This is a genomic window from Streptomyces sp. NPDC006544 (assembly GCF_040611715.1).
Classification (GTDB): domain Bacteria; phylum Actinomycetota; class Actinomycetes; order Streptomycetales; family Streptomycetaceae; genus Streptomyces.
This window is the reverse complement of record NZ_JBEXOV010000074.1, coordinates 1-25,196: the sequence shown is the minus strand read 5'-3', so window position 1 is coordinate 25,196 and position 25,196 is coordinate 1. Positions and strand designations below refer to the sequence as shown.

Below are 25,196 nucleotides of genomic sequence, written 5' to 3'. Positions count from 1 at the left end.
GGAGGCCTGGGCCTCGAACATCGGGCCGGATGGCCGTAGCATCCCGCCATGCCGAATGCCGAGCACGGACAGCAGCCCCCCTCCGCCGGAGGCCAGTGGTACCCCCCGGAGTGGCCCGACCGCATCCGCGCCCTCGCCGCCGGCACCCTCACGCCGACCGCCCCCAAACGCGCCGCCACCGTCATGCTCCTCCGCGACAGCGACAGCGACAGCGTCAGCGGCGGCGGCCCCGCCGACAGCGGCATCGGCAGTGGAGGCGCCGGCCCCGCCGTCCACATGCTCCGCCGCCGCGCCTCCATGGCCTTCGCCGGGGGCGCGTACGCCTACCCGGGCGGCGGGGTCGACCCCCGCGACGAGGACCACCGCATCGGCTGGGCCGGCCCCAGCCGCGCCGAGTGGGCCCGGCGGATGGGCACGGACCCGGCCACCGCCCAGGCCATCGTCTGCGGAGCCGTCCGCGAGACCTTCGAGGAGGCCGGGGTCCTGCTCGCCGGCGAGTCCGCGGACACCGTGGTCGGCGACACCACCGGCGAGGACTGGGAGGCCGCCCGCGCGGCCCTCGTGGCCCGGGAGCTGTCCTTCGCGGAGTTCCTCGAGCGCCGCGGCCTCGTCCTGCGCTCCGACCTGCTCGGCGCGTGGGCCCGCTGGATCACCCCGGAGTTCGAGCCGCGCCGCTACGACACCTGGTTCTTCGTCGCGGCCCTCCCCGAGGGCCAGCGCACCCGCAACGCCTCCACCGAGGCCGACCGGACGGTGTGGATCCGCCCCGCGGACGCCGCCGCCGGCTACGACAAGGGCGAGCTGCTGATGATGCCGCCGACCATCACCACCCTGCGCTCCCTGGAGCCCTTCGCGAGCGCCGCGGCCGCGCTCGCCGCAGCTCCCGCGCAGGATTTGACCCCCGTCCTCGCCACGGCCGCTTTCGACGGCGACGAACTCGTGCTGAGCTGGCCGGGCCACGACGAGTTCACCAAGAGGGTCCGCCCCGAGACCCGCGGAGGAGCCCCCGAATGACCCACGCCGACGCCCTGCCCGGCCAGCCCCGCGGAGCCGTCGTCTCCGGGCCCGCCACCGCGCGCGCGGTCAACGTCCTGGCGCCCAACGCCTCCGCGATGACCCTCGACGGCACCAACACCTGGCTCGTCTCCGAACCCGGCTCGGACCTCGCCGTGGTCATCGATCCCGGTCCGCTGGACGACGTACACCTGCGCGCGGTCATCGCCACCGCCGAACAGGCCGGCAAGCGGGTCGCACTGACCCTGCTCACCCACGGCCACCCCGACCACGCGGAGGGCGCCGCCCGCTTCGCCGAGCTGACCGGCAGCAGGGTCCGCGCCCTCGACCCCGCCCTGCGCCTCGGCGACGAGGGACTGGGCGCCGGGGACGTGATCCGCACCGGCGGCCTCGAACTGCGGGTGGTCCCGACGCCCGGCCACACCGCAGACTCGCTCTGCTTCCACCTGCCGGCCGACCGCGCGGTCCTGACCGGCGACACGGTCCTCGGGCGCGGCACCACCCTCGTGGCGCATCCCGACGGGCGTCTCGGCGACTACCTGGACTCCCTGCGCCGGCTCCGCTCCCTGACGGTCGACGACGGGGTCCACACGGTGCTCCCGGGCCACGGGCCGGTCCTGGACGACGCCCAGGGCGCCGTGGAGTTCTACCTCGCCCACCGCGCCCACCGCCTGGCCCAGATCGAGACGGCGGTCGAGAACGGCTTCGTCACCCCGGAGGCCGTCGTCGCGCACGTCTACGCGGACGTGGACCGCTCGCTGTGGCCGGCCGCGGAATGGTCCGTACGGGCACAGCTGGAGTACCTTCAAGATCACGGACTGATCCCTGGAGGCCCTGAGTGAACACGATGTTCCTGCTGCTCGCACTGCTCGGGACCGCTGCCTGGATCACCTCGACGGTGGTCCTGCGGATGAAGGCCCTGGAACGGAGGGCGGACGGCATGGAGCGCCGCCTCGGGCTGGTCCTGGACCACTTCGGCATCGAGGAGCCGGAGCCGGCCGGGCTGGAGGGCGTACGGGCCCTGGCCTGCGAGGGACGGACCGTCGAGGCCATCAAGGCCTACCGGGAGGCCACGGGCGCGGGCCTGCTGGAGGCCAAGCGGGCGGTGGAGGCCCTGTAGGCCGCCGGGCTAAGCCCGGGGCGTCTTCGTCCCGTGCCGGGCCCCGTACTCGTCCGCGAGCCAGGGCCCGAGGTCCTCGACGTACGCGCGCAGGACGGCCGGGTCCGCCACCGGGTCGAGCGCGGCGGCCGCCGCGGCCCGCATCTGCGCCGCGCGCTCGGGGTAGTACTGCCCGAAGACCTCCGCGGACTCCACGAGATCGCTGGTCCAGCCCTGCCACCGCGGCATGACCAGGGTGAAGCCGGTCCGCACCAGGTGCCGGGAGAAGGCACGGCACAGCTTCCGGCGCTCCTCGGGCGTGGCGGCCGCCCGGGCCCGGCCCCGCATCACGGGCAGCAGGTCCGCCAGGTCTCCGTTGGTCTCGCGGGCGAGCAGGCCGTCCGGACGGTAGCGGGGCAGGTGCTCGGCCAGGTCGGCGCCGAGCAGCGGGGTGCACAGGCAGGCGAGGAACCAGCCCAGGTCGTGGCGTTCCCGCTCGCTCAGCAGCCGGTCCTTGCCGTACAGCAGGATGCCGACCCCGTCGATCTCCGGGAAGTCCTCGTCGATCCCGCGGCCGAGCACCTCGGCGGTGTCGCGGTCCTCGTCGGTGGGCTCGTGGTGCAGGGCGAGCAGCAGGTCCAGGTCGGAGCGCCCGGGACGGGCGGTGCCGCGCGGCAGGGACCCGTACACGTACGCGCTGTGCAGCCGGCTCCCGTACGCCTCCCCGGTCCGCTCCCGCGCGGCCGCGACGACCCCCTTGAACTGCGCCTGCACCTGCCCGAGCGATCCCTCGCGCTCGAAGTACCCGTACGCGTCCAGCCCTTTGTGCTCCATGGCACCCACTGTGCCTCCACTCCGCCCGGTGACCTCGGGCCGGCCCCTGACCGCCGGCCTGCCGGACCGCCTGACCGCCGGGCGCTCCGGCGCCGCACCCCGTGCACGCGAAAGGGCCCCGCCCGACCGGGCAGGACCCTCCACACGTACGACCGGCGTCAGCGCGAACGCTTCGCCAGCCGCTCGACGTCCAGCAGGATCACGGCACGCGCCTCCAGCCGGAGCCATCCGCGTCCCGCGAAGTCGGCCAGGGCCTTGTTCACGGTCTCGCGCGACGCGCCGACGAGCTGCGCCAGCTCTTCCTGCGTGAGGTCGTGCACGACGTGGATGCCTTCCTCGGACTGCACGCCGAAACGGCGCGACAGGTCCAGGAGGGCGCGGGCGACGCGGCCCGGGACGTCGGAGAAGACCAGGTCGGACATCTGGTCGTTGGTCTTGCGCAGGCGTCGTGCCACCGCGCGCAGCAGCGCGGTCGCGACCTCCGGCCGGGCGTTGAGCCACGGCTGCAGGTCGCCGTGGCCGAGGCCGAGGAGCTTGACCTCGGTCAGGGCGGTGGCGGTGGCGGTGCGCGGGCCGGGGTCGAAGAGCGACAGCTCGCCGATCAGCTCGCCGGGGCCGAGGACGGCCAGCATGTTCTCGCGGCCGTCGGGGGAGGTGCGGTGCAGCTTCACCTTGCCCTCGGTCACGACATACAGCCGGTCACCGGGGTCGCCCTCGTGGAACAGGGCATCACCGCGTGCGAGGGTCACCTCGCCCATGGAGGCGCGGAGCTCCGCGGCCTGCTCGTCATCGAGCGCCGCGAAGAGCGGGGCACGCCGCAGTACGTCGTCCACGAGTCTCTCTCCTATGTCGACCAGCCAGGGGGATCGCTCCCCCATTTTGCCGGACGGCTCAAACAGTGCGATCAATCACGTTCATCACAAGGATGCCGGACGGACGGGTGTGCTGTGCGGCGAGGGAGCTGTCGGGGCGGTGTTACCTGAGGTCCGCGACGGTTGTGGGTCCTCGCTCCCGAGGCCGCCGTGGGTCCAACAGGCCGGTGGGAGCACAGGCCAAGGGGTTCGAAGGAGTGACGGCCCCCGAAAATTCCGCCGTGGGCGAACAGCCCCAGTCTTAGGTCCTCCGGGCGCGGTCCGGTCCCCTTCAGGGCAAAGTTTCGGCCAAGAAACCCGTGATCGACCCGACGTCCCGTCCGGCCACGGGCGGCGGGCCGTCCGGCGTAGCCTTCGAGGCATGGCAGAGATCAAGGTCGAGAAGGCCGCGGCGGCCGCGCCCGAGAGTCGCCTGGCGATGGTGCGGCGGGCGCGCAGGATCAACCGCGAGCTGGCGGAGGTCTACCCGTACGCCCATCCGGAGCTCGACTTCCGCAACCCCTTCGAGCTGCTGGTGGCCACCGTCCTGTCCGCGCAGACCACCGACCTGCGCGTGAACCAGACGACCCCGGCCCTCTTCGCCGCCTATCCCACCCCCGAGGACATGGCCGCGGCCGCCCCCGAGGCGCTGGAGGAGATCATCCGGCCGACCGGCTTCTTCCGGGCCAAGGCCAAGTCCCTCCTCGGCCTCTCGCAGGCGCTGCGCGACAACTTCGGCGGCGAGGTCCCGGGACGGATCGAGGACCTGGTGACGCTTCCCGGCGTCGGCCGCAAGACGGCGAACGTCGTCCTCGGCAACGCGTTCGGGGTGCCGGGCATCACGGTCGACACGCACTTCGGCCGGCTGGTGCGGCGCTGGAAGTGGACCGAGCAGGAGGATCCCGAGAAGGTCGAGGCGGAGATCTGCGCGATCTTCCCGAAGAGCGAGTGGACGATGCTCTCGCACCGCGTCGTCTTCCACGGCCGCCGGATCTGCCATGCGCGCAGGCCCGCGTGCGGCGCCTGCCCGATCGCCGCGCTCTGCCCGGCCTACGGGGAGGGCGAAACCGACCCCGAGAAGGCGGCGAAGCTGCTGAAGTACGAGAAGGGCGGCCGGCCCGGACAGCGTCTGAGCCCGCCGCCGGACTACCCGGGCCTCCCGGCCCCGCCGCTGGGCGCCGGCCCCGCCGCGTCCTGAGCGGGGTCCGCGGAGGAACCAATCCGGCCCGGGGCGGCGTTGTCCCGGTGGCGGCGACGAGCACGGAGCAGGGGTGCCTATGACGCGCGGTACGCGGGACGAGAGCGTGGCGGAGACGGCCACGCCGCCGAAGCAGGGCCACGGCCAGGCCCCGCGCCTCGGCGCGGGGAGCATCGAACTCTCCGTCCAGGGCCTGCCCGGCTGGCTGGATCCCGTCGTCGAGGCGGCGCGGACGGTCCGGCCGACCCAGCTCAGCCGGTTCCTGCCGCCCGAGGACGGCGGCGGCCGCCAGTCCGCCGTGCTGATCCTCTTCGGCGAGGGTCCCCGGGGCCCCGAGCTGCTCCTCATGGAGCGCGCCGGCACCCTGCGTTCGCACCCCGGCCAGCCCTCCTTCCCCGGGGGCGCCCTCGACCCCGTGGACGGCGACCCGCACACCACCGGCCCGTTGCGCGCCGCCCTGCGCGAGGCCGAGGAGGAGACCGGTCTCGACCCGGCCGGGGTCCAGCTCTTCGGCGTGCTGCCGCGCCTCTACATCCCGGTCAGCGGGTTCGTCGTGAGCCCGGTGCTGGGCTGGTGGCGGTCCCCCAGCCCGGTCGGCGCCGTCGACCCGGCCGAGACCGCGCGCGTCTTCACGGTGCCCGTGGCCGATCTCACGGACCCGCGGCACCGTGTCACCGTCGTCCACCCGGGCGGGTTCCAGGGCCCGGCCTTCACCGTCGAATCGGCTCTGGTCTGGGGTTTTACCGCCGGAGTGATCGACCGCATCCTGCACTTCGCGGGCTGGGAGCTCCCGTGGGACCGGTCACGGCAGGTCCCGCTCGACTGGAGTGCATGAGACGGTGACCCACGTGAACGTGCTGGACATCCTGTTGCTGCTCGCCGCCGTATGGTTCGCGATCGTCGGCTACCGCCAAGGCTTCGTCGTCGGCGTCCTGTCGGTGATCGGCTTCCTCGGCGGTGGTCTCGCCGCCGTGTCCCTGCTGCCCCTGGTCTGGGACCAGGTGACCGACAACGGCACCCAGGTGTCCACCACGGTCGTCGTCGTCGCCGTGGTCGTGATCATCATCTGCGCATCGGTCGGGCAGGCGCTCACCACGCACCTGGGCAGCAAACTCCGGCGCCAGATCACCTGGTCCCCGGCCCGCGCGGTCGACGCGACGGGCGGCGCGCTGGTGAACGTGGTGGCGATGCTCCTGGTCGCGTGGCTGATCGGTTCCGCGCTCGCCGGTACGTCACTGCCCACGCTGGGCAAGGAAGTCCGCAACTCCAAGGTGCTCCTCGGGGTCTCACGGGTGCTGCCGGCGCAGGCGGACACCTGGTTCTCGGACTTCAGCACCACCCTCGCCCGCAACGGTTTCCCGCAGGTCTTCAGCCCCTTCTCCAACGAGCCCATCACCGAGGTCAGGGCCCCCGACCCGCTGCTCGAGCGCACCCCCGTGACCGAGGACGCCAAGCGCTCGATCGTGAAGGTCGTCGGCACCGCGCCCGCGTGCAGCAAGGTGCTGGAGGGCACCGGCTTCGTCTTCGCGCCGGGCAAGGTGATGACCAACGCGCACGTCGTCGGCGGGGTGGGCGAGCCTACCGTGCAGGTCGGCGGCGAGGGCAAGCTCTACGACGGCAAGGTCGTGCTCTACGACTGGGAGCGCGACATCGCCGTCCTGGACGTGCCCAAGCTGAAGGCGCCCGCGCTGGAGTTCACCGACAAGGACGCGGCGAGCGGCAGCGACGCGATCGTCGCGGGCTTCCCGGAGAACGGCGGGTACGACGTCCGCGCGGCGCGCGTCCGCGGCCGGATCAACGCCAACGGTCCGGACATCTACCACCGGGGCACCGTGCGGCGTGACGTTTACTCGCTGTACGCGACGGTCCGCCAGGGCAACTCCGGCGGTCCGCTGCTGACGCCCGACGGCAAGGTGTACGGGGTCGTCTTCGCCAAGTCCCTCGACGACCCCAACACCGGATACGCCCTGACGGCGGACGAGATCCGCGACGACATCAGGATCGGGAGGACGGCGAACCAGCGGGTCGACAGCCAGGGCTGCGCCCTCTAGGCCGACCGTCCGGCCGACCTTGCGGCCCTGGGCCCTCCCGGCCCTGGGCCGGGAGGGGCCCTGCGCCGCCGGGCCGCCTACGTGCGCTGGTGCCGCAGCCGGGCGGACACCCAGCGGGCCCGCCGGCGCAGGATGCGCGGAATCCCGAGTCGGAGGTCGTGGCCTTCGCGGCCGTGCCCCCTGTGCGTGCCCGGCGTGACCGTCGAGCGGCTTTCGTGTGCGGTGTCACCGTAGTCGTGCGTCCAGCTCATACTCCGAGCTGTGCCCGGGCCCCAAGGTCCGTAATCGCCCTGGAGGCGGCCAATTGGCCTATGCGGCAGGCAATTGAATGCTTGTCATATGAGCCACTGGCCCAGCCGGGCCGACCCGGGTGCGCCTTCGGGGTGTGGCCGTGCGACGCCGCCGCGGCGCCGGGACGCGCCGGGGCCCCCACGCGGCCCGCCCCGCTTCACCGGTCGGGTTCGGGATCCTTCAGCCAGTTGACCAGTTCGGTCGAGAAGGCCACCGGGTCCTCCTCGTGCGGGAAGTGCCCCAGCCCGTCGAACAGCCGCCAGCGGTACGGGGCTTCGACGTACTCGCCGGAACCCGCCGCGCTCCGCGTCCGCATCACCGGATCGAGCGAGCCGTGCAGGTGCAGCGTCGGCACCCGCACCGGCCGCTTCATGCGCCGGTTGAACTGGAGGCCGTCGGGCCGGGCCATGGACCGCATCATCCAGCGGTACGGCTCGACCGAGCAGTGCGCCGTGGACGGGATGCACATCGCCCGCCGGTACACGCTGACGTCGTCCTCGTCGGGCAGCCGGGGCCCGGACCAGTCCCGGATCAGCTCTCCGACGAGCGCCCCGTCGTCGGCGACGAGCTGCCGCTCGGGGACGAACGGCCGCTGGAAGCCCCAGATGTGCGAACTGGCCCGGGTCTGGCCGAAGTCGGACAGCATCGCCGAGCGCCAGCGGCGCGGGTGCGGCATGGAGGACACCACCAGCCGGCGCACCAGCTTGGGACGCATCACGGCCGCCGTCCAGGCGAGGTACCCGCCCAGGTCGTGCCCCACGAGGGCGGCGTCCGGCTCGCCGAGGGACCGTACGACCCCGGTGATGTCGAGCGCCAGGTTGGCCGGGTCGTAGCCGCGCGGGGTGCGGTCGCTGCCGCCCACCCCGCGCAGGTCCATCGCGACGGCCCGGTACCCGGCGTCGGCGAGAGCGGTCAGCTGGTGCCGCCACGTCCACCAGAACTGCGGGAAACCGTGCAGCAGCAGCACCAGCGGGCCGTCACCGAGTTCGGCGACGTGGAAGCGCGCCCCGTTGGCCGCGACGTCCCGGTGGGTCACCTCGCGCCCGCCGGGCAGGCCGATCCGTATCGCCGAGGCGGCGGTGGGAGGCGTACCGGGGGTGCCGGAGGCGCCGGACGTACCGGAATCCGGGGAGGGCGCTGTCATGAAGACGAGCGTGCCACACCCACGGCCTTGTCACTGACCGCCCGCTCGTGCGGCTTGACCGTCCCGACGACCGCGGCGGTCTGCTTGAGCGAGGCGATGGACTTCTCCGGCGGCTTGACCTTCTTGAACTTCGCCACGGCGATCAGCGCGAGCAGGCCCGCGAGCAGTAGGAACGCCGCACCGACGATCAGGAACGACCAGGCGAGCCCGAGCCCGAGGTTGTGGATGCCGTACGCCGCGGCAAAGCTGAGCACCGGGAGGGCGAAGAGGGCGAACACCCCCGCGATGGTGATCGCGGTACCGCCGACGGCCGCCCGCCTGACGTCCTGACGGATCTCCGCCTTCGCGAGGGCGATCTCGTCGTGCACCAGGGCGGACATCTCGGCGGTGGCCGAGGCGACCAGCTGGCCGAGTGTGCGCTCGGCTCCTGGAGCCCCTTGGTCCACTGCGCTCATCGCTCTCTCCCTCTGTCGTCCGTCGGTGACGGCTGTGTCCTCCGTCAAGTCAGATCATGCCGGACGGCCGCCGTCGGCGCTGGACCCGCCCGCGGCTTCCGTGGCGCGCCCCGCGGCCGCCTCGGCCTTGCGCAGGTGTTCCGCGGCCTTGGCCTCGTAGATCTTCGCCATCCGCAGGTGGTAGTCCGGCTTGTCCTGTTCGTAGATGTCCGGGATGCCGTCGAGGTCCTCGTCGCGATCCTCGTCCTCGGTGAGAGCCCGGTACTTGCGGTTGCGCATCTTGAGGAGGATGCCCGCGATGACGGCGGCGATGAGCGAGCCGATCAGAACGGCGGCCTTGACCTCGTCGGTGAGGACCGGATCGTCGGCGAAGGCCAGTTCGCCGATCAGGAGCGAGACGGTGAAACCGATGCCGGCGAGCGAGGCGACGGCGAAGACGTCCGGCCAGGCGAGGTCGTCGTTGAGCTCGGCCTTGGTGAAGCGGGCGGCCAGCCAGGTGCCGCCGAAGATGCCGACCGTCTTGCCGACGACGAGGCCGAGGACCACGCCGAGGGTCTCGGGCCGGGTGAAGACCTGGCCGATGGACTGGTAGGAGAGGGACACACCGGCCGAGAAGAGGGCGAAGAACGGTACGGCGAGACCGGCCGAGACGGGCCGCACCAGGTGCTCGATGTGCTCGCCGGGGGACTGCCGCTCGCCCTCGACGCGGTGGCAGCGCAGCATGAGGCCCATGGCCACGCCGGCGATGGTGGAGTGGACGCCGCTGTTGTACATCAGGCCCCAGATCACCAGGGCGAGCGGGATGTAGACGTACCAACCGCGGACGTTCACGCGGAGCAGGAACCAGAAGAGGACCAGGCCAGCGACGGCCCCGCCCAGTGCCAGGAAGTTGATGTCGCTGGTGAAGAACACCGCGATGATCATGATGGCGAACAGGTCGTCGACGACGGCCAGGGTCAGCAGGAACGCGCGCAGCGCGGACGGCAGAGAGGTGCCGAGGACGGCGAGGACGGCGAGTGCGAAGGCGATGTCGGTGGCGGTCGGGACCGCCCAGCCGTCCGTCGAGCCGTTGCCGAGCACGTTGGTCAGTACGTAGACCAGCGCGGGCACGGCCATGCCGCAGACGGCGGCGATCACCGGGAGGGCGGCCGCCCTGGCGTCGCGCAGGTCACCCGCGACGAGCTCGCGCTTGAGCTCGATGCCGGCGACGAAGAAGAAGATGGCCAGCAGGCCGTCGGCCGCCCAGTGCTGGAGGGAGAGGTCCAGTCCGAGGGAGGCGGGCCCGATGTGGAAGGAGCGGACGCTCTCGTAGCTGTCCGCGAGGGCGGGGACGTTGGCCCAGATGAGGGCGGCGATGGCGGCCGTGAGGAGCAGTACGCCGCCCACCGTCTCGGCGCGCAGCGCGTCGGCCACGAAGCGGCGCTCGGGCAGCGACAGGAGGCCGAGGAACTTGCGCCTGGGCTGGTCGGTGGGGCTGGGCGCGGCCACGGGGGGCACCTCCGGGGTGGTTGGACGGCATGGCGAAGCACGTTGCCGACCAGACTTCCCGGCGCACCCTGTGGAGTAAGACTTTGCGTTCCTCGCACTTTACAGGGCGCGCGCAGGGGTATATCCGGCGATCATCACTTTAAGTGCGAAAGGGGCATCCGGCGCGGTGCGCCGGATGCCCCTCATCGCCCGGTCTCCGAGACCTCAGTCCTCGCTGCCGGCTGCCGGCAGCCGGCTCTGGATCAGGTCCATGACCGAGGAGTCCGCGAGCGTGGTGACGTCGCCGACGGCGCGGTTCTCGGCCACGTCGCGCAGCAGGCGTCGCATGATCTTGCCCGAGCGGGTCTTCGGCAGCTCCTGCACCGGCAGGATCCGCTTCGGCTTGGCGATCGGGCCGAGCGTCGCGCCCACGTGGTTGCGCAGCTCCGCGACCAGGGTGTCCGTCTCCGAGGCGCTGCCGCGCAGGATGACGAAGGCCACGATGGCCTGGCCGGTGGTCGCGTCGTTCGCGCCGACGACCGCCGCCTCGGCGACCGCGGGGTGCGAGACGAGCGCGGACTCGACCTCCGTGGTCGAGATGTTGTGGCCGGAAACCAGCATCACGTCGTCCACCCGGCCGAGCAGCCAGATGTCGCCGTCGTCGTCCTTCTTGGCGCCGTCGCCGGCGAAGTACTTGCCCTGGAAGCGGGACCAGTAGGTGTCGATGAACCGCTGGTCGTCGCCCCAGATGGTGCGCAGCATCGAGGGCCACGGCTCGGTGAGGACCAGGTAGCCGCCACCGCCGTCGGGGACCTCGTTGCCGTCGTCGTCCACGACGGTGGCGCCGATGCCGGGCAGCGCGCGCTGGGCCGAGCCCGGCTTGGTCGCGGTGACGCCCGGCAGCGGGGAGATCATCATGGCGCCGGTCTCGGTCTGCCACCACGTGTCGACGATCGGACAGCGGTCACCGCCGATGTTCTTGCGGTACCACATCCAGGCCTCGGGGTTGATCGGCTCGCCGACCGAGCCCAGGACGCGAAGGCTCGACAGGTCGAACTTCGCGGGGATGTCGTCGCCCCACTTCATGAACGTGCGGATCGCGGTGGGCGCGGTGTAGAGGATGGTGACGCCGTACTTCTGCACGACCTCCCAGAACCGGCCCTGGTGCGGGGTGTCCGGCGTGCCCTCGTACATCACCTGGGTGGCGCCGTTGGCGAGCGGACCGTAGACGATGTAGGAGTGCCCGGTGACCCAGCCGATGTCGGCGGTGCACCAGTAGACGTCGCTCTCCGGCTTCAGGTCGAACACCGCGTGGTGGGTGTACGCCGCCTGCGTGAGGTAGCCGCCGGAGGTGTGCAGGATGCCCTTGGGCTTACCCGTGGTCCCCGAGGTGTAGAGGATGAAGAGCGGGTGCTCGGCGTCGAAGGCGCGGGGCGCGTGCTCGGCGGACTGCCGCTCGACGATCTCGTGCCACCAGACGTCGCGGCCCTCGGTGAAGGCGGTGTCCTGGCCGGTGCGGCGCACCACGAGGACGTGCTCGACCTGCGGGCACTTGGCGACGGCGTCGTCGATGGCCGGCTTGAGGGCCGAAGGCTTGCCGCGGCGGTAGCCGCCGTCGGAGGTGATGACCAGCTTGGCGTCGGCGTCCTGGATGCGGGAGGCCACGGCGTCGGCCGAGAAACCGCCGAAGACGACGGAGTGCGCGGCGCCGACGCGGGCGCACGCGAGCATCGCGACGACCGCCTCGGGGATCATCGGCAGGTAGACGGCGACCCGGTCGCCGGCCTGCACGCCCAGCTCGGTCAGGGCGTTCGCGGCCTTGGAGACCTCGTCCTTGAGCTCGGCGTAGGTGATCGAGCGGCTGTCGCCGGGCTCACCCTCGAAGTGGATGGCCACGCGGTCGCCGTTGCCGGCCTCGACGTGGCGGTCCACACAGTTGTAGGCGACGTTCAGCTTGCCGTCCGCGAACCACTTCGCGAAGGGCGGATTGCTCCAGTCGAGCGTCTCGGTGGGCTCGGTGTCCCAGCTCAGCCGCCGTGCCTGCTCGGCCCAGAAGCCCAGCCGGTCCGCGTCGGCCTGTGCGTACGCAGCCCCTGTCACATTGGCAGCGGCGGCCAGGTCGGCAGGAGGAGCGAATCGGCGCTCCTCCTTCAACAGGTTGGCCAGGCTTTCGTTGCTCACGACATCTCCCTTTCCCAGGGTGTCCGTTGTGTCCCCGGGCATAGCTCATCAGTCAATGGCCCAGGTGACAAGGGGTTGCCGAAAATTGGTGTAGACCTATTATCCGGCGGCTGGGCCCACGCGCGAGTGGCCCCTTCCCGCTGCAGGGTGCGGAAAGGGGCCATCCGGTGGCACGGATAGGGGAGGGTATCGGTTCACGCGCCCCCGCCCGGCCCGGGAGCGCGGACGGGCGGGGTGATGGCCGGATCAGGCCGTCACCGGCCCGGGTGGAGACCCCGCCCGGCGACGGTCCTGATCCGGCAGGAGGGCGTCAGACGGGCAGCGCGCCCGCGCCGACGGTGTCGAAGACCCGGCAGTCGAAGAAGTCCTCCCCGTCCGACAGCAGGTATGCCTGCGCCTCGCCGACGTGGAAGTACATCCCGTGCAGCTCCAGCGTGCCCTCGGCCAGCCGGCGGGCCACCGACTCGTGGGCCCGTAGGTGCTCCAGCTGCTGCACCACGTTGGTCAGGCACAACTGCTCCACGGCGTCCGCCGGCAGCCGGCCCGAGATGCGGGCCCAGGCGTGATGGCGGCTGGCCATCCGCTCCAGGCTCGGCAGCCCGTGCCGCAGCCACCGCCGCAGCGGGGTCATCGGCGCCCCGGGCGAGGAATTGAGCAGCGCCTGCATGGCCCCGCAGCCCGAATGCCCGCAGACGGTGATGCTGTCGACCTGGAGGACGTCCACCGCGTACTCGATGGCCGCCGCGACCGAGTCGTCCGTGGACTCCGCGCCCGGCAGGGGGACGAGATTTCCCACGTTGCGCACGGTGAACAGGTCTCCGGGGCCACTCGCCGTGATCATGCTCGTCACCAGGCGGGAGTCCGCGCAGGTGAGGAACAGCTGCGAGGGCCGCTGCCCCTCGCGGGCCAGCCGGGCCAGCTCGTCCCGGACGTGCGGGGCGGTGTCCCGCTGGAAGGCGCTGATCCCGTTGGCCAGTTGGCCGGCGCCGCGACGGCGGGCCGGCGCGTGCGGTACGGCGCGCGCCGGGGGCGACACCGCGCTCTGGGACGCCCCTGCCGTTTCCGACGCCTCCGACGCGCCCGGTACCTCCGACGAGGCGGGCGACGCGGGCGGCTCGGGAGCGGTACGGGGAGCCACGGCGCGGTGGTCGCAGTGGTTCTGCCACGGCGTCCAGGGCCGGCAGCAGTGGTGGTCGCCGCGCTGCCCGCCCCGGTGCTCCCGCTCCGGGTCCTCGGCCCGCCGGGCCGGTTCGGCCTCGGCGATCCTGGCCCCCGAGCGGCCCGTGATCTCCAGCGAGCCCCCGTGGGCCAGATGGGACTCCTGCCAGTCCTGGAGCGTCTCGTAGGCGGCGTGGTCGATGAACGAGCCGTCGAGCTCGATGACCGCGTGCCCCGTGTGCGGGATCTGGTTCAGCACCCGGCTCAGCCGCGGTACCGCGAGGAAGGTCAACTGTCCGCGCGCCCACACCCGGTGGACCCCGCTGTCGAGTCGTTCGATGGTGATCCGCGTCCGGGCGAGACGGTGCAGGGCCAGCGCGACGGCCACCGCGATGCCGATGGCGACGCCCTCCAGGACCCCGCCGAGCACCACGGCCGCGATGGTCGTCGCGTAGACCGGGATCTCACCGTGGCGGGTCACCGTGCGCAGATGCGTGGCGCTCACCATCTGGATGCCCACCGCCATCACCAGGGCGGCCAGCGCGGCGAGCGGGATCAGGTCGAGCACGGGGACGAGCAGTCCGGCCGCGAGCAGGACCCAGAGCCCGTGCAGCATGGTCGACCGGCGGCTGACCGCGCCGGACTTGACGTTCGCCATGCTGCGGACGGCGCCTCCGGCGACGGGAAGCCCGCCCAGTGCCCCGGAGACGATGTTCGCCGCACCCTGGCCGCGTAGTTCGCGGTTGAAGTCGGCCCGCGCGGGACGCCCGCCCGTGCCGCGCTCGGCGGCGATCAGCTTGTCGGTGGCGACCGCCGAGAGCAGCGACTCCACGCTGCCGACCAGGGTGACGGTCAGCACGGCGGCCACGATGCCGAGAACCGGACCGTCGGGCAGTTCGGGCAGTGCGTGGCTGCGCCAGGACGGCAGGTCCACGCGGGGCAGGCTGAGCCCGGTGAGGGCGGCGAACGCCGTGGCCACCGCGACGGCGGCCAGCGCTGCCGGCACCCTGCGCAGGGCCCCGCCCACCCGGCCCGGCAGCCGAGGCCAGCAGAGCAGGACCGTCAGTGTGAGCACGCTGACGCCCAGGGCGGCGGGGTGCAGATGGGCCAACTGGGCCGGGAGCCCACGGACATTGGCCGCGGCGGAGCTCTGCGGGGTGCCGCCGAGCACGATGTGCAGCTGGGCCAGCGCGATCGTCACGCCGACTCCGGCGAGCATGCCGTGGACGATCGCCGGGCTCACCACCAGCGCGGACCGGGCGGTCCGCAAAGCGGCGAGGGCGAGCTGGCAGCAGCCGGCGAGCACCGTGATGGCACAGGTGGTGCGCCACCCGTAGTGCTGGATCAACTCGGCGGTGACGACCGTGAGTCCGGTCGCGGGGCCGCTCACCTGGAGCGGAACCCCGCCGAGCCGCCCGGCCACGATCCCGCCGGCGGCCGCGGCGACGAGCCCGGCCTGGAGGGGGGCGCCCGTGGCCAGGGCGATGCCGAGGGACAGCGGCAGGGCGATCAGGAAGACGGCGATGGAGGCCGAGAGGTCGGCGGGGAGGGCGCGGCGGTCGCTGCGGAGGTCTTCGGCGGTGGGGGGAGGGGCAATGGCTTTCATGGGTCCCGTCTCCTCGGGGGAGGGATGAAGCGGCGGGAGTCTCAACACTCGGTAAATGAACGGTAATGGAGAGTAAAGAGTGGTGGGGGTTAATGCGGGCAAATGGCCTAGAAATTAGCGCTCAAGAGTGATTAAGCATTTAGTCCGGCTTGTCACACCTTCCTAAAAACGGACCGCGTGGGACGTTGCGGCGCGGAAGTCCTGCGATGGAACTGCGAGGGAAGAGGTGGGCGGATGACTGCCACCACGAAGAAGGCCGCCACGAAGAAGATCGCCGGCGGTCTGGCCGTCACGGCGCTGGTCCTGGGAGTGGCCGGGTGCAGCACCTCCAAGCCCGTCGGCGGCCAGGCCGTCGGAAGCCAGGCGGCGAAGAAGGGAGCCGGCGCCCCGGAAGCCCCGGCTCCCGGCAGCGTCAACCGGCTCATCGGCGACGGCTCGACCGCCTACACCGGCTCGCAGCCGAACGTACGGAAGGCGGAGAAGCTGAAGCCGGGCGAAAAGCCGCCGCAGTTCGTCGTCTATTCCTGGGACGGCGCGGGCGAGGACAGCCAGAAGCTCTTCTCGCACTTCCGCGAGGTCGGCAAGAAGTACAACGCCCGCATGACGTACTTCCTCAGCGGCGTGTACATGCTCCCGGAGGAGAAGCGTTCCCTCTACACCGCGCCCCAGCACACCTCCGGCCGCTCCGACATCGGCTTCGGCGACCCCCAGGGCATCAAGGACACCGCCACCCAGGTCCGTGCGGCCTGGCTGGAGGGCAACGAGATCGGCACCCACTTCAACGGCCACTTCTGCGGCCCCGACGGCGGGGTCGGCACCTGGTCCGTCGAGGAGTGGAAGAGCGAGATCAACCAGGCGAAGTCGTTCGTCAAGAACTGGAAGACCAACTCGCCCGCCCTCAAGGGCATGCAGCCGCTCCCGTTCGACTACGACAAGGAGATGATCGGGGCCCGCACCCCCTGCCTCGAGGGCCAGAAGAACTTCATGCTGGCCGCGAAGGACATGGGCTTCCGGTACGACTCCAGTGGCATCAGCAAGCAGATCTGGCCGAAGAAGACGGACGGCCTCTGGGACATCCCGCTGCAGTTGGTACCCATGCCGGGCCGCGCCTTCGAGACGCTCAGCATGGATTACAACTACCTCGTGAACCAGTCCGGCACGACCACCCAGGGCGACCCCTCGCAGCACGCGTACTGGGGCGAGCAGATGCGCGACGGCCTGCACAAGGCCTTCGAGCGGACCTACCGGGGCAATCGTGCGCCGCTGATCATCGGCAACCACTTCGAGTCCTGGAACGGCGGCACCTACATGCACGCCGTCGAGGACTCCATCAAGACCATGTGCACGCAGAAGGAGGTCCGCTGCGTCCCGTTCCGCGAGCTGGCGGACTGGCTGGACGCACAGGACCCGAAGACGCTGGAGTGGATGCGGGGCCTCGACGTCGGCGAGGCGCCGAAGGAGGGCTGGACCAAGTTCCTGACGGCGGGGCCGCCGGCGAAGCCGGCCGCCCCCGCCGGGGTCAAGCCGGCTGCGGAGCCGGCCGAGGCGAGTCAGAGCGAGGACTGAGCAGCCCGCCCTCCGGGTGCTCCCGCAGGACGAATCCGGGGTCGACCTGGCCGGCCAGGTCGACCCCGGTCTTCGCGTTGCCCCAGCTCTCCGCGTTGCGCAGGTGGAAGTGGACCATCTGCTGCGTGTACCGCGCCCAGTCGCGCCGCGCGTAGGAGTCGTCGGCCGCGTCCTGCAGTGACTGCAGGGCCAGCCGGTTCGAGGCCTCCAGCAGCTCGAAGGCCGCCGGCCGGCCCTTCTCCATCGCGCGGACCCAGTCCGAGTGCCCGACGGTGACCAGCAGGTCCTCGCCGGCCTCGTCCTGGAGGAACTCGATGTCCTCCGGCCCCTGCACCTTGTTGCCCACGACCTTGAGCGTGATCCCGAAGTCCCGCGCGTACTCCTTGTACTGGCGGTACACGGCGACGCCCTTGCGGGTCGGCTCGGCGACCAGGAAGGTCACGTCGAAACGGGTGAACATGCCGGAGGCGAAGGAGTCGGACCCGGCCGTCATGTCGACGACCACGTACTCGTCCGGACCGTCGGCCAGGTGGTTGAGGCAGAGCTCGACCGCGCCGACCTTCGAGTGGTAACAGGCCACTCCCAGATCGGACTCGGTGAAGGGACCCGTGGCCATCAGCCGTACGGGGTCGCCGTCGAGCAGCAGCGTGCGGGCGCAGGCGTCGTAGACCGGGTTGTCCTCGTTCACCCGCAGCAGTCGCGAGCCGGCGCCGGGCGGAGTGGTCTTGATCATCGCGTCCGCGGACGCGATGCGCGGATTGGATCCCCGCAGATAGTCCTTGATGAGCGGCAGGTGCGCGCCCAGCGCGGGCAGCGCGGCCGCTTCGTCCTCGCTGAGCCCGAGCGCGGCGCCCAGGTGCTGGTTGATGTCGGCGTCCACCGCGACGACGGGGGCTTCATTGGCGGCGAGGTGGCGGATGAAAAGGGAGGACAGCGTGGTCTTCCCGCTGCCGCCCTTCCCCACGAAAGCGATCTTCATGTTCACCAAGCGTAGTGGGTACGTGGCTGTGTGTGGTGGGGGCGAGTGAAGAAGACCACTCCAAGGAGGGGTCGGTGCTATGGGGGAGCAGTGCGTAGGCTCCCTACTTATGAGTAGCGCTTCTGCTTCCGCCGCCTCCGACCCGCTCGCCCCGCTGGGCGCGCTCCCGGGCGTCGCCGAGTCCGTGGATTCCGTACGCAAGGCCGTCGACCGGGTCTACGGCCACCGCATCATGCGCCGTCGGGCCGCGGAGATCACCTCGGAGGCGGCCCTGCGCGGCGCGCGCGGCAGCGCGGCGCTGTCCGGGGCCGACTGGGCGCTGGAAGAGGTCCGCCGGCGGAGCGACTTCGGCGCGGAGGCCGAGGCGCGCACGGTGGGTGCCGCCCTGCGCCTGACGGCGGAGGCGGGCCAGCTGCTGAGCATCTGGCGCCAGTCGCCGCTCCGGGTCCTGGCGCGGCTGCACCTCGTGGCGTCGGGCTCCACCGCCGACGGCGACGTGGTCGGCCGCCCGCGGCTGGCGGGCGAGCCGGTCGACGAACCGCTGGTCGACCTGCCGCTGCCGGACGCGCAGGAGGTGGCGGGCCGGCTGGACGGACTCTCCCGGCTGATCATCGCGGGCGGCTCCGCTCCGGCTCTGATCACGGGGGCGGTCGTCCACGGCGAGCTGCTCGCCCTGCGGCCGTTCGGCTCGTACAACGGCCTGGTGGCGCGGGCTGCGGAACGGATCGTGCTGATCAACAGCGGCCTCGACCCGAAGGCGATCTGCCCGGCGGAGGCCGGGCACGCGGAACAGGGGCGGGCGGCCTATCTGGAGGCCTTCGAGGGCTACGTCTCCGGGACTCCGGAGGGAATGTCGGCCTGGATCGCGCATTGCGGGCGGGCGATCGAACTCGGAGTCCGCGAATCGACGGCGGTGTGCGAGGCGCTCCAGCGCGGCGCCGCCTGAGCGGGAGCTCCCGCTCAGCCGCGCCCGACCAGCCGCGCCCGAGCGGCGGGCTTCCTGGCGAGGGCTCGGCGGGCGCGGAGTTCCCGGACATGGGTTGCGGCGACACCGTGCTGCTCAGGTGTCGCCGCTGGCACTTACGCCCAGTTACCAAGCGTCCTCGATGAATGCCCATCAGGTCGGGGACTTTGCCCGTTACCTGGTGCGGCTGGCCCGTAATCGACGGGTCGACGTCGCGTGGGTGCTCGGCGTTCATGCTTCGGTCCGTGGGCCTTACTGCGTTTTAAAGATGATCCTCTCGGATGTTCTTTGGTCTCGCGGGCCGTTGACTCCTTTGTACTCCGCTTCGGAGCGGAGCGGAACCCCTGGCCATATTTCTTTGCTTTTCGGTGCGCACCAGGGCGTATCGGACATTCGTGACGCCGTAGGTCCCGTGTGGGTCCGGCGCCCTCCGGCGGAGCGCCGGAGGGCCCGAACGGATGGCTCGGGCAGGGCCGGGTCAGGCCGAGGCGGCCGCTGCGAGAGCCCGCCGCCGGCTCGCGTACCAGACGAGCCCGGCGGTGGCCGCGGCCGCTCCCACCGCCGCCGCGGCGACCAGCGCCGGGCGCGCGGGCATCGACAGCCCGGGCAGCCGCTGCTTCAGCCGTACCGGCCGGTTGAACACCAGCACGGGCCACCCGCGCGCCGAGGCCTCGCGCCGCAGCGCGCGGTCGGGGTTGACCGCGTGGGGGTGCCCGACCGCCTCGAGCATCGGGATGTCGGTGGCCGAGTCGCTGTACGCGTAGCAGCGCGCGAGGTCGTACCCCTCGGACTCCGCCAGCTCGCGGACGGCCTCGGCCTTGGTCGGTCCGTAGGCGTAGTACTCGATCTCGCCCGTGAAGCAGCCGTCCTCGCCGACGACCATCCGCGTGGCGACGACGCGGTCGGCGCCCAGCATCTCGCCGATGGGCTCGACGACTTCGGCGCCGGAGGTGGACACGATCACCACGTCCCGGCCCGCGGTGTGGTGGGCCTCGATGAGGGACGCGGCCTCGTCGTAGATCAGCGGGTCGATGAGGTCGTGCAGGGTCTCGGCGACGATCTCCCGGACCTGCCGCACGTTCCACCCCTTGCAGAGGGCGGACAGGTACTCCCGCATCCGCTCCATCTGGTCGTGGTCGGCGCCGCCGGCCAGATAGATGAACTGGGTGTAGGCGGTGCGCAGCACGGCGCGTCGGTTGATCAGGCCGCCCTGGTAGAAGGACTTGCTGAACGTCAGAGTGCTCGACTTCGCAATGACCGTCTTGTCCAGGTCGAAGAAGGCGGCGGTACGGGGCGCGGAGTGCGGCAAGGGCTGGTTTTCCACGCCCCGAGCATATGCGCCCACCATTCGGCGTAAAGTGCGGCGCGTGGGTTTGCCTGAGAGGCCTCTCGGGTACACCATGGAAGTCACGGATCGTTCGCGACCGTGCTAACCCGGTCTGGCTCCTCCCCCCCCCGAGTCGGACCGTGGGGACGACCCCCGCTCTCCCCCCCGGCGGGGGTCGTCGCATGTCCGGACGCGGTTCGCGTCCCTGCCTTCGGCCCGAAGTGATCATTCCTCAGGACCCCTTCCTCTTCCGGGGCCTGCGTGGCGAAGGCCCTCACCCCCTTGAACTCGTGACGGTGCGTAGTGGTTCCGGCGCGCTCCGGAACTCACCTGTTGGGGTGAGCGGGTTATTCACAAGGGTGGGTTGTCCACAGTTTTCGAGCAAGATCCACTTCTTTTCTCCGATCGCGGCACGGTGATTCCGGCCGCGAAGTCCGCGGCGCTGGATATGCGGTCGAGAAGGAGGCGGAGATCGTGGCTGGAACGAAGTCGTGTGAAGTCCGGGATCTGGTGGTGACGGGCGGGGACTGGCTGGATCCCGGTGCCGGCGGGCCCCCGCCGGGCGGCGGGCGGCCGCTGATCATCACCGAGGACCCCCTGCTGCTCGACGACCTCCTGCGGCTGTGCGCCGCCGCGGGAGCCGAGCCGCATGTGCGGCACGCGGTGCCCGAGCAAAGCGGAGCGGGTGATGACCGCAGTGGCGCGAGCGCCGCAGGCGTCGGATGGGAGTCCGCGCCGCTCGTCCTGGTCGGCGACGACGCCGCCCGCAGGGCCCGCGGAGCACCCAGGCGGGACGGGGTCTTCCTCGTCGGCCGGGACCTGGACGACCCCCACGTATGGCAGCGGGCACTGGAGATCGGCGCCGAGGAGGTGCTGACGCTCCCCGACGCCGAGAGCCGGCTCGTCGACCGCATCGCCGACGTGGTGGAAGGGGCCGGCAGGCCCGCCCTCACCGTCGGCGTGATCGGCGGCAGCGGCGGTGCCGGAGCCTCCACCCTCGCCTGCGCCCTGGCCCTGCGGGCCGCCCGGGCGGGGGAGCGGACCGTCCTCATCGACGCGGACCCCCTCGGCGGCGGCTTGGACGTCCTGCTCGGGGGAGAAACGGCGGAAGGCCTGCGCTGGCCCGACTTCGCGGCCTCGCGGGGACGGGTCGCCGCCGGAGCCCTCGCGGAATCCCTGCCCGAGCTGCACGCCCTGCGCGTGCTCAGCTGGGACCGTGGCGACCGGGTCGTGGTGCCGCCCGCCGCGATGCGCTCGGTGGTGGCCGCCGCGCGCCGCCGGGGCGGGGTGGTCGTGGTCGATCTCCCCCGCCGGATCGACGAGGCAGTGGCCGAGGTCCTCGCGCAGCTCGACCTGGTGCTGATGGTGGTCTCCGGCGAGCTGCGGGCGGTGGCCGCCGCCGGCCGGGTGGCGGCCGGCGTCCGGATGGCCGCCCGGGACGTCCGCGTGGTCGTACGGGGCCGCGTGTCCGGCGGGCTCGACGCGGAGGCCGTCGCCGGACTCCTGGGAGCACCCCTGGCCGGCGAGGTGCCCGTCGAAGTGGGACTCCCCGGACGGGTGGCCGAGGGGGAGCCTCCGGGATCGCACGGGCGGGGAGCGCTCGCCCGCTTCTGCGACGGCTTCTGGCAGCGCGCGCTCGGTTCCCCGCAGGGCGTGACGGCATGAGCGCGGTCCTGCTCGACGCCGTGCGCCGGCGGCTCGCCGAGAGCGGCGCCGAACCCACCCCGGCGCGCGTGGCGGCGGTGCTGCGGGCCCAGGGCAGGCTGCTGGGCGACTCGGAAGTGCTCGGCGTGGCCGCCGAGTTGCGCTCCGAACTGGTCGGCGCGGGACCGCTGGAGCCACTGCTCGGCGATCCGCAGGTCACCGACGTCCTGGTGGCGGCCCCCGACCGGGTGTGGGTCGACCGCGGCGGCGGCCTGGAGCTCACGGGGGTGACCTTCGAGAACGCCGAGGCCGTGCGCAGGCTCGCCCAGCGGCTCGCCGCGGTGGCGGGACGGCGTCTTGACGACGCCCGGCCCTGGGTGGACGCCCGGATGCCGGACGGCACCCGGCTGCACGCCGTGCTCCCGCCCGTCGCCGTCGGATCGGCCTGCCTGTCCCTGCGGGTGGTGCGGCCGCGCGCCTTCACGCTCGAGGAACTGGTGGCGGCCGGGACACTGCCGCCCGGCGGACAGCGGCTGCTGCGCGACATGGTCGAGGCCCGGCTCTCCTTCCTCGTCTCCGGCGGCACCGGGACCGGCAAGACCACCCTGCTCAGCGCCCTGCTGGGACTGGTCGGCCCCGGCGAGCGGATCGTGCTCGCCGAGGACTCGGCCGAGCTCCGGCCCGACCATCCGCACGTGGTGCGGCTGGAGACCCGCCCCGCCAACCAGGAGGGCACCGGGCTGGTCACCCTCGCCGACCTGGTCCGCCAGGCGCTGCGGATGAGGCCCGACCGGCTCGTCGTCGGCGAGGTCCGGGGGGCCGAGGTGGCCGACCTGCTGGCCGCGCTCAACACGGGCCACGAAGGCGGGTGCGGGACGGTCCACGCCAACGCCGCCGCCCACGTGCCGGCCCGGCTGGAGGCCCTCGGGACGGCCGCCGGGCTCGACCGGGCCGCCCTGCACAGCCAGCTGGCCGCCGCGCTGACCGTGGTGCTCCACCTCGTACGGGACCGGGCCGGCCGGCGCAGGGTCGCCGAGGTGCACGTGCTGGAGCGGGATCCCGCCGGGCTCGTGGTCACCGTGCCCGCCCTGCGCTGGGCCGCGCGGGGCTTCGTACGGGAGCGGGGCTGGGAGCGGCTGCGCCCGCTGCTCGGAGGTGCCCGGTGAGCCCCGCGGCCCTGCCGCCGGCAACGGTGCAGGTGTTAGCCGGGGTGCTGTGCGCCGGGGCGGCTGCCTGGGCGCTGGCCGGGGGCGACCGGGTGTCCCGCAGGGCCAAGGCGGTACTGGCCGGAGCGGGTCCCGTGGCGCCGGGCGGGCCGGTGCGCTGGGAGCGGCTGGTCGTGGCCGTCCGGGTCCGGGCCGCGCGCGGCCCGGAGCTGGCCTGCCTGGGTGCCGGGGCGTTACTGGCGCTGCTGGGAGGGTCGGTGATCCCGCTGCTGGCGGGTGCGGCGGCGCTCCCCTTGGTGCGCCGGTGGCTGCGCGCCCGGGAGCGGGCGCGGGCCCGGTCGGCGCGGGCCGCCGAGGTGGTGGCCCTGTGCGGTGCGGTGGTGGGCGAGCTGCGCTCCGGCGCACAGCCCGGCCAGGCGCTGACCGCGGCGATGCGCCGGACGGTGTCGGGCCCCGGCGGGCCGGGAGCCACCGAGGCCGGGGTGCTGGCCGCGGCGGCCTTCGGCGGCGACGTGCCGGGCGCGCTGCGCCAGGCGGCGCGGGAACCGGGAGCGGAGGGCCTGGCCGCGATGGCCGCCTGCTGGCGGGTCTCGGTGGACGGCGGAGCGGGGCTGGCCGCCGGACTGGACCGGCTGGAGGGGGCGTTGCGGGCCGAGCGGGACCGGGAGGAGTCGCTGCGCGCCCAGCTGGCCGGCGCGAGATCGACGACGACGGTACTGGCCCTGCTGCCGGTGGCCGGCCTGTCGATCGGTACCGGACTGGGGGCCGAACCGCTGCGGGTGCTGCTGCACACGCCGGTCGGGTGGGGCTGCCTGCTGGTGGGCGGGCTGTTGGAGGCGCTGGGGCTGCTGTGGTGCCGTCGGATCGTCCGGGCCGGGGAGCGGTGATGGACGGCCTCACGGTCCACAGCCTGGGGACGGCGCTGTGTCTCACGGCGGCGGCCCTGTGCACGGCCTCCGCGGTGGCGGCGCGGATCCGGGAGCGAACGGCCCGGCGCAGGCTCAAGGCCCTGCTCGCGGCGAAGGCCGCGCGGCGAAGCCCGCTGCCGGCCGGCCCCCTGCTGCGGGGCGCGCTGGCGGCCTGGGCCCCCGCGGCCGGGGCACTGGTGGCGGCCTGGGTGCTGATCGGCGGGCTCGCCGGTGTCGTGGCCGGCTGCGTGGCGGCCTTCGGAGTCCGGCGGTGGACGGGCCGCGGCCGGCCCCCGTCCGAGGAAGCGGTGGCGGTGGACCCGAGGGTGGTGCAGCGTCAGCTGCCTTTCGCCGCGGATCTGCTGGCCGCGTGCCTGGCGGCCGGAGCCGGACCGGTGGACGCCGCGGAGGTGGTGGGGGAGTCGCTGGGCGGGCCGGTCGGCGAGCGGCTCGCGACGGCCGGAGCGGAACTGCGGCTCGGGGGTGAACCGGGCGCCGCGTGGGGGAGCTTGGCGCGGATACCGGGAGCCCGTGCGCTCGCCGAATGCCTGGAGCGCTCGGCACGCACGGGGGCACCTGCGGCCGAACCGGTCTCCCGGCTCGCGGCGGTCCTTCGCGCGGACCGGGCGCGGGAGGCGGGCGCCCGCGCGCAGCGGGCCGCGGTTCTCGTCACCGCACCGGTGGGGCTGTGCTTTCTCCCGGCATTTCTCGCGATGGGAGTGGCGCCAGTGGTGATCGGTATGGCTTCCGGTCTCCTGGCGGGCACCTGAAATGAGCATCTGAAATCACCATCTGAGATCACGTCAAGAAGTCGAATCAACGGGAGGTTGCCATGAGGATCATCTGGTTTCGTGTGCGCGCGGCACTGGAGGGGCGTGGGGGAGATGCGGGAATGTCGACCTCGGAATACGCCATGGGCACGATCGCGGCCTGTGCATTCGCGGCCGTTCTGTACAAGGTGGTGACGAGCGAAGTCGTCTCGACGGCACTGCAGTCGACCATCGGGAAGGCGCTCGATGCGCCGTTCTGACCGGGGATATGTGACGGCGGAGGCGGCCTTGGTGATTCCGGCGCTGGTGTTGTTCGCGGCGCTCCTGGTGTGGGCGCTGATGGCGGCCGCCGCGCAGATCCGGTGCGTGGACGCCGCTCGGGCCGGTGCCCGCGCGGCGGCCCGGTCGGAGCCGGCGGGCGCGGCGGTGGCGGCGGGCTCGCGGTCCTCTCCGTCATGGAGGACGAACAGCTGGTGGCCCGCGCCCGCGCCATGGGCGATCTGCTGCGCGGCCGGCTCGCCGC

22 protein-coding genes and 1 pseudogene are annotated in these 25,196 nt (G+C 72.6%); 14 read left to right on the top strand and 9 right to left on the bottom strand.

Annotation, left to right across the window (positions count from 1 at the left end; all coding sequences use genetic code 11):
• The first annotated feature begins 48 nt into the window (after positions 1 to 48).
• From ABZY44_RS27895 to ABZY44_RS27885, 3 genes are read left to right on the top strand one after another with little or no spacing between them, the layout of a single operon-like run.
• Complete coding sequence (locus tag ABZY44_RS27895) at positions 49 to 1,014, top strand: NUDIX hydrolase (protein WP_356658474.1); 966 nt, start codon at positions 49 to 51, stop codon at positions 1,012 to 1,014.
• Complete coding sequence (locus ABZY44_RS27890) at positions 1,011 to 1,856, top strand: MBL fold metallo-hydrolase (RefSeq protein ID WP_356658472.1); 846 nt, start codon at positions 1,011 to 1,013, stop codon at positions 1,854 to 1,856. Before ABZY44_RS27895 ends, ABZY44_RS27890 begins: the two co-directional genes overlap by 4 nt.
• Before the next feature lie 5 nt (positions 1,857 to 1,861).
• Positions 1,862 to 2,134: a hypothetical protein gene (locus ABZY44_RS27885; protein ID WP_356658502.1), complete on the top strand. Its 273-nt coding sequence runs from the start codon at positions 1,862 to 1,864 to the stop codon at positions 2,132 to 2,134.
• 9 nt (positions 2,135 to 2,143) lie between these two features.
• Here ABZY44_RS27885 and ABZY44_RS27880 read toward each other — a convergent pair whose 3' ends face one another.
• Both ABZY44_RS27880 and ABZY44_RS27875 read right to left on the bottom strand, forming a co-directional pair.
• The gene (locus ABZY44_RS27880) at positions 2,144 to 2,947 is read right to left on the bottom strand and encodes a nucleotidyltransferase domain-containing protein (protein ID WP_356658470.1); all 804 of its coding nucleotides are present in this window, start codon (positions 2,945 to 2,947) and stop codon (positions 2,144 to 2,146) included.
• A 158-nt stretch (positions 2,948 to 3,105) separates the two neighbouring features.
• Positions 3,106 to 3,780: a Crp/Fnr family transcriptional regulator gene (locus ABZY44_RS27875; RefSeq protein ID WP_003981529.1), complete on the bottom strand. Its 675-nt coding sequence runs from the start codon at positions 3,778 to 3,780 to the stop codon at positions 3,106 to 3,108.
• Positions 3,781 to 4,180: 400 nt separating this feature from the next.
• Between ABZY44_RS27875 and nth the strand changes: the two genes are divergently transcribed.
• From nth to ABZY44_RS27860, 3 genes are all read left to right on the top strand, one after another.
• Positions 4,181 to 4,996, top strand: a complete 816-nt coding sequence (nth, locus tag ABZY44_RS27870) for an endonuclease III (RefSeq protein ID WP_356658468.1) — start codon at positions 4,181 to 4,183, stop codon at positions 4,994 to 4,996.
• A 79-nt stretch (positions 4,997 to 5,075) separates the two neighbouring features.
• Positions 5,076 to 5,831 carry a CoA pyrophosphatase gene (locus ABZY44_RS27865; RefSeq protein ID WP_356658466.1) on the top strand — a complete coding sequence of 252 codons (756 nt, stop codon included), beginning with the start codon at positions 5,076 to 5,078 and terminating at the stop codon, positions 5,829 to 5,831.
• Positions 5,832 to 5,844: 13 nt separating this feature from the next.
• A complete protein-coding gene (locus tag ABZY44_RS27860; RefSeq protein WP_356658500.1) occupies positions 5,845 to 7,047 on the top strand; it encodes a MarP family serine protease in 1,203 nt (400 codons plus the stop codon).
• Between the two features lie 448 nt (positions 7,048 to 7,495).
• Here ABZY44_RS27860 and ABZY44_RS27855 read toward each other — a convergent pair whose 3' ends face one another.
• From ABZY44_RS27855 to ABZY44_RS27835, 5 genes are all read right to left on the bottom strand, one after another.
• Positions 7,496 to 8,482, bottom strand: a complete 987-nt coding sequence (locus ABZY44_RS27855; protein ID WP_356658464.1) for an alpha/beta hydrolase — start codon at positions 8,480 to 8,482, stop codon at positions 7,496 to 7,498.
• The gene (locus ABZY44_RS27850; protein WP_356658462.1) at positions 8,479 to 8,937 is read right to left on the bottom strand and encodes a phage holin family protein; all 459 of its coding nucleotides are present in this window, start codon (positions 8,935 to 8,937) and stop codon (positions 8,479 to 8,481) included. Before ABZY44_RS27850 ends, ABZY44_RS27855 begins: the two co-directional genes overlap by 4 nt.
• 54 nt (positions 8,938 to 8,991) lie before the next feature.
• The gene (gene nhaA, locus ABZY44_RS27845; protein WP_356658460.1) at positions 8,992 to 10,425 is read right to left on the bottom strand and encodes a Na+/H+ antiporter NhaA; all 1,434 of its coding nucleotides are present in this window, start codon (positions 10,423 to 10,425) and stop codon (positions 8,992 to 8,994) included.
• 204 nt (positions 10,426 to 10,629) lie between these two features.
• The gene (gene acs, locus ABZY44_RS27840; RefSeq protein WP_356658458.1) at positions 10,630 to 12,627 is read right to left on the bottom strand and encodes an acetate--CoA ligase; all 1,998 of its coding nucleotides are present in this window, start codon (positions 12,625 to 12,627) and stop codon (positions 10,630 to 10,632) included.
• Between the two features lie 268 nt (positions 12,628 to 12,895).
• Positions 12,896 to 15,349, bottom strand: coding sequence for a SulP family inorganic anion transporter (locus ABZY44_RS27835; protein WP_356658456.1), 2,454 nt, complete (start codon positions 15,347 to 15,349; stop codon positions 12,896 to 12,898).
• Between the two features lie 234 nt (positions 15,350 to 15,583).
• Between ABZY44_RS27835 and ABZY44_RS27830 the strand changes: the two genes are divergently transcribed.
• Complete coding sequence (locus ABZY44_RS27830) at positions 15,584 to 16,915, top strand: hypothetical protein (protein WP_356658454.1); 1,332 nt, start codon at positions 15,584 to 15,586, stop codon at positions 16,913 to 16,915.
• On the opposite strand, the gene ABZY44_RS27825 is transcribed toward ABZY44_RS27830, so the two are convergent.
• The gene (locus ABZY44_RS27825) at positions 16,869 to 17,894 is read right to left on the bottom strand and encodes an ATP-binding protein (RefSeq protein WP_356658452.1); all 1,026 of its coding nucleotides are present in this window, start codon (positions 17,892 to 17,894) and stop codon (positions 16,869 to 16,871) included. The two genes, ABZY44_RS27830 and ABZY44_RS27825, sit on opposite strands and share 47 nt — an antisense overlap.
• Before the next feature lie 109 nt (positions 17,895 to 18,003).
• Between ABZY44_RS27825 and ABZY44_RS27820 the strand changes: the two genes are divergently transcribed.
• On the top strand, positions 18,004 to 18,840 hold the full coding sequence (locus tag ABZY44_RS27820) for an oxidoreductase (RefSeq protein ID WP_356658450.1): 837 nt from the start codon (positions 18,004 to 18,006) through the stop codon (positions 18,838 to 18,840).
• Between the two features lie 496 nt (positions 18,841 to 19,336).
• Here the strand turns inward: ABZY44_RS27820 and ABZY44_RS27815 are convergent, their stop codons facing one another.
• A complete protein-coding gene (locus ABZY44_RS27815) occupies positions 19,337 to 20,206 on the bottom strand; it encodes an HAD-IB family hydrolase (RefSeq protein WP_356658448.1) in 870 nt (289 codons plus the stop codon).
• Between the two features lie 510 nt (positions 20,207 to 20,716).
• On the opposite strand from ABZY44_RS27815, the gene ssd reads away from it, so the two are divergent.
• The 6 genes and pseudogenes from ssd to ABZY44_RS27785 all read left to right on the top strand — a co-directional run.
• A complete protein-coding gene (gene ssd, locus ABZY44_RS27810) occupies positions 20,717 to 21,850 on the top strand; it encodes a septum site-determining protein Ssd (protein WP_356658498.1) in 1,134 nt (377 codons plus the stop codon).
• Positions 21,847 to 22,995 (top strand): TadA family conjugal transfer-associated ATPase, encoded by a 1,149-nt coding sequence (locus tag ABZY44_RS27805; RefSeq protein WP_356658446.1) that lies wholly within the window; start codon positions 21,847 to 21,849, stop codon positions 22,993 to 22,995. Before ssd ends, ABZY44_RS27805 begins: the two co-directional genes overlap by 4 nt.
• Positions 22,992 to 23,882 (top strand): hypothetical protein, encoded by an 891-nt coding sequence (locus tag ABZY44_RS27800; RefSeq protein ID WP_356658444.1) that lies wholly within the window; start codon positions 22,992 to 22,994, stop codon positions 23,880 to 23,882. The genes ABZY44_RS27805 and ABZY44_RS27800 overlap by 4 nt, the downstream gene beginning before the upstream one ends.
• On the top strand, positions 23,882 to 24,673 hold the full coding sequence (locus ABZY44_RS27795) for a type II secretion system F family protein (RefSeq protein ID WP_356658442.1): 792 nt from the start codon (positions 23,882 to 23,884) through the stop codon (positions 24,671 to 24,673). The genes ABZY44_RS27800 and ABZY44_RS27795 overlap by 1 nt, the downstream gene beginning before the upstream one ends.
• 62 nt (positions 24,674 to 24,735) lie before the next feature.
• On the top strand, positions 24,736 to 24,933 hold the full coding sequence (locus ABZY44_RS27790) for a DUF4244 domain-containing protein (RefSeq protein WP_356658440.1): 198 nt from the start codon (positions 24,736 to 24,738) through the stop codon (positions 24,931 to 24,933).
• Positions 24,920 to 25,105: pseudogene (locus ABZY44_RS27785) on the top strand (TadE family type IV pilus minor pilin); the annotation flags it as partial. The gene ABZY44_RS27790 and the pseudogene ABZY44_RS27785, both read left to right, overlap by 14 nt.
• Between the last annotated feature and the right edge of the window lie 91 nt (positions 25,106 to 25,196).

Excerpts from the sequence above, each read along its gene's own strand:
- acs (WP_356658458.1), bottom strand. The coding sequence starts at position 12,627 with ATGCCCGGGGACACAACGGACACCCTGGGAAAGGGAGATGTCGTGAGC.
- ABZY44_RS27855 (WP_356658464.1), bottom strand. The coding sequence starts at position 8,482 with ATGACAGCGCCCTCCCCGGATTCCGGTACGTCCGGCGCCTCCGGCACC.
- ABZY44_RS27895 (WP_356658474.1), top strand. The coding sequence starts at position 49 with ATGCCGAATGCCGAGCACGGACAGCAGCCCCCCTCCGCCGGAGGCCAG.
- ABZY44_RS27865 (WP_356658466.1), top strand. The coding sequence starts at position 5,076 with ATGACGCGCGGTACGCGGGACGAGAGCGTGGCGGAGACGGCCACGCCG.
- ABZY44_RS27850 (WP_356658462.1), bottom strand. The coding sequence starts at position 8,937 with ATGAGCGCAGTGGACCAAGGGGCTCCAGGAGCCGAGCGCACACTCGGC.
- ABZY44_RS27830 (WP_356658454.1), top strand. The coding sequence starts at position 15,584 with ATGACTGCCACCACGAAGAAGGCCGCCACGAAGAAGATCGCCGGCGGT.
- ABZY44_RS27880 (WP_356658470.1), bottom strand. The coding sequence starts at position 2,947 with ATGGAGCACAAAGGGCTGGACGCGTACGGGTACTTCGAGCGCGAGGGA.
- ABZY44_RS27820 (WP_356658450.1), top strand. The coding sequence starts at position 18,004 with ATGAGTAGCGCTTCTGCTTCCGCCGCCTCCGACCCGCTCGCCCCGCTG.
- ABZY44_RS27790 (WP_356658440.1), top strand. The coding sequence starts at position 24,736 with ATGAGGATCATCTGGTTTCGTGTGCGCGCGGCACTGGAGGGGCGTGGG.
- ABZY44_RS27795 (WP_356658442.1), top strand. The coding sequence starts at position 23,882 with ATGGACGGCCTCACGGTCCACAGCCTGGGGACGGCGCTGTGTCTCACG.
- ABZY44_RS27890 (WP_356658472.1), top strand. The coding sequence starts at position 1,011 with ATGACCCACGCCGACGCCCTGCCCGGCCAGCCCCGCGGAGCCGTCGTC.
- ABZY44_RS27825 (WP_356658452.1), bottom strand. The coding sequence starts at position 17,894 with ATGAAGATCGCTTTCGTGGGGAAGGGCGGCAGCGGGAAGACCACGCTG.
- ABZY44_RS27805 (WP_356658446.1), top strand. The coding sequence starts at position 21,847 with ATGAGCGCGGTCCTGCTCGACGCCGTGCGCCGGCGGCTCGCCGAGAGC.
- ABZY44_RS27835 (WP_356658456.1), bottom strand. The coding sequence starts at position 15,349 with ATGAAAGCCATTGCCCCTCCCCCCACCGCCGAAGACCTCCGCAGCGAC.
- nth (WP_356658468.1), top strand. The coding sequence starts at position 4,181 with ATGGCAGAGATCAAGGTCGAGAAGGCCGCGGCGGCCGCGCCCGAGAGT.
- ABZY44_RS27885 (WP_356658502.1), top strand. The coding sequence starts at position 1,862 with ATGTTCCTGCTGCTCGCACTGCTCGGGACCGCTGCCTGGATCACCTCG.
- ABZY44_RS27815 (WP_356658448.1), bottom strand. The coding sequence starts at position 20,206 with ATGGTGGGCGCATATGCTCGGGGCGTGGAAAACCAGCCCTTGCCGCAC.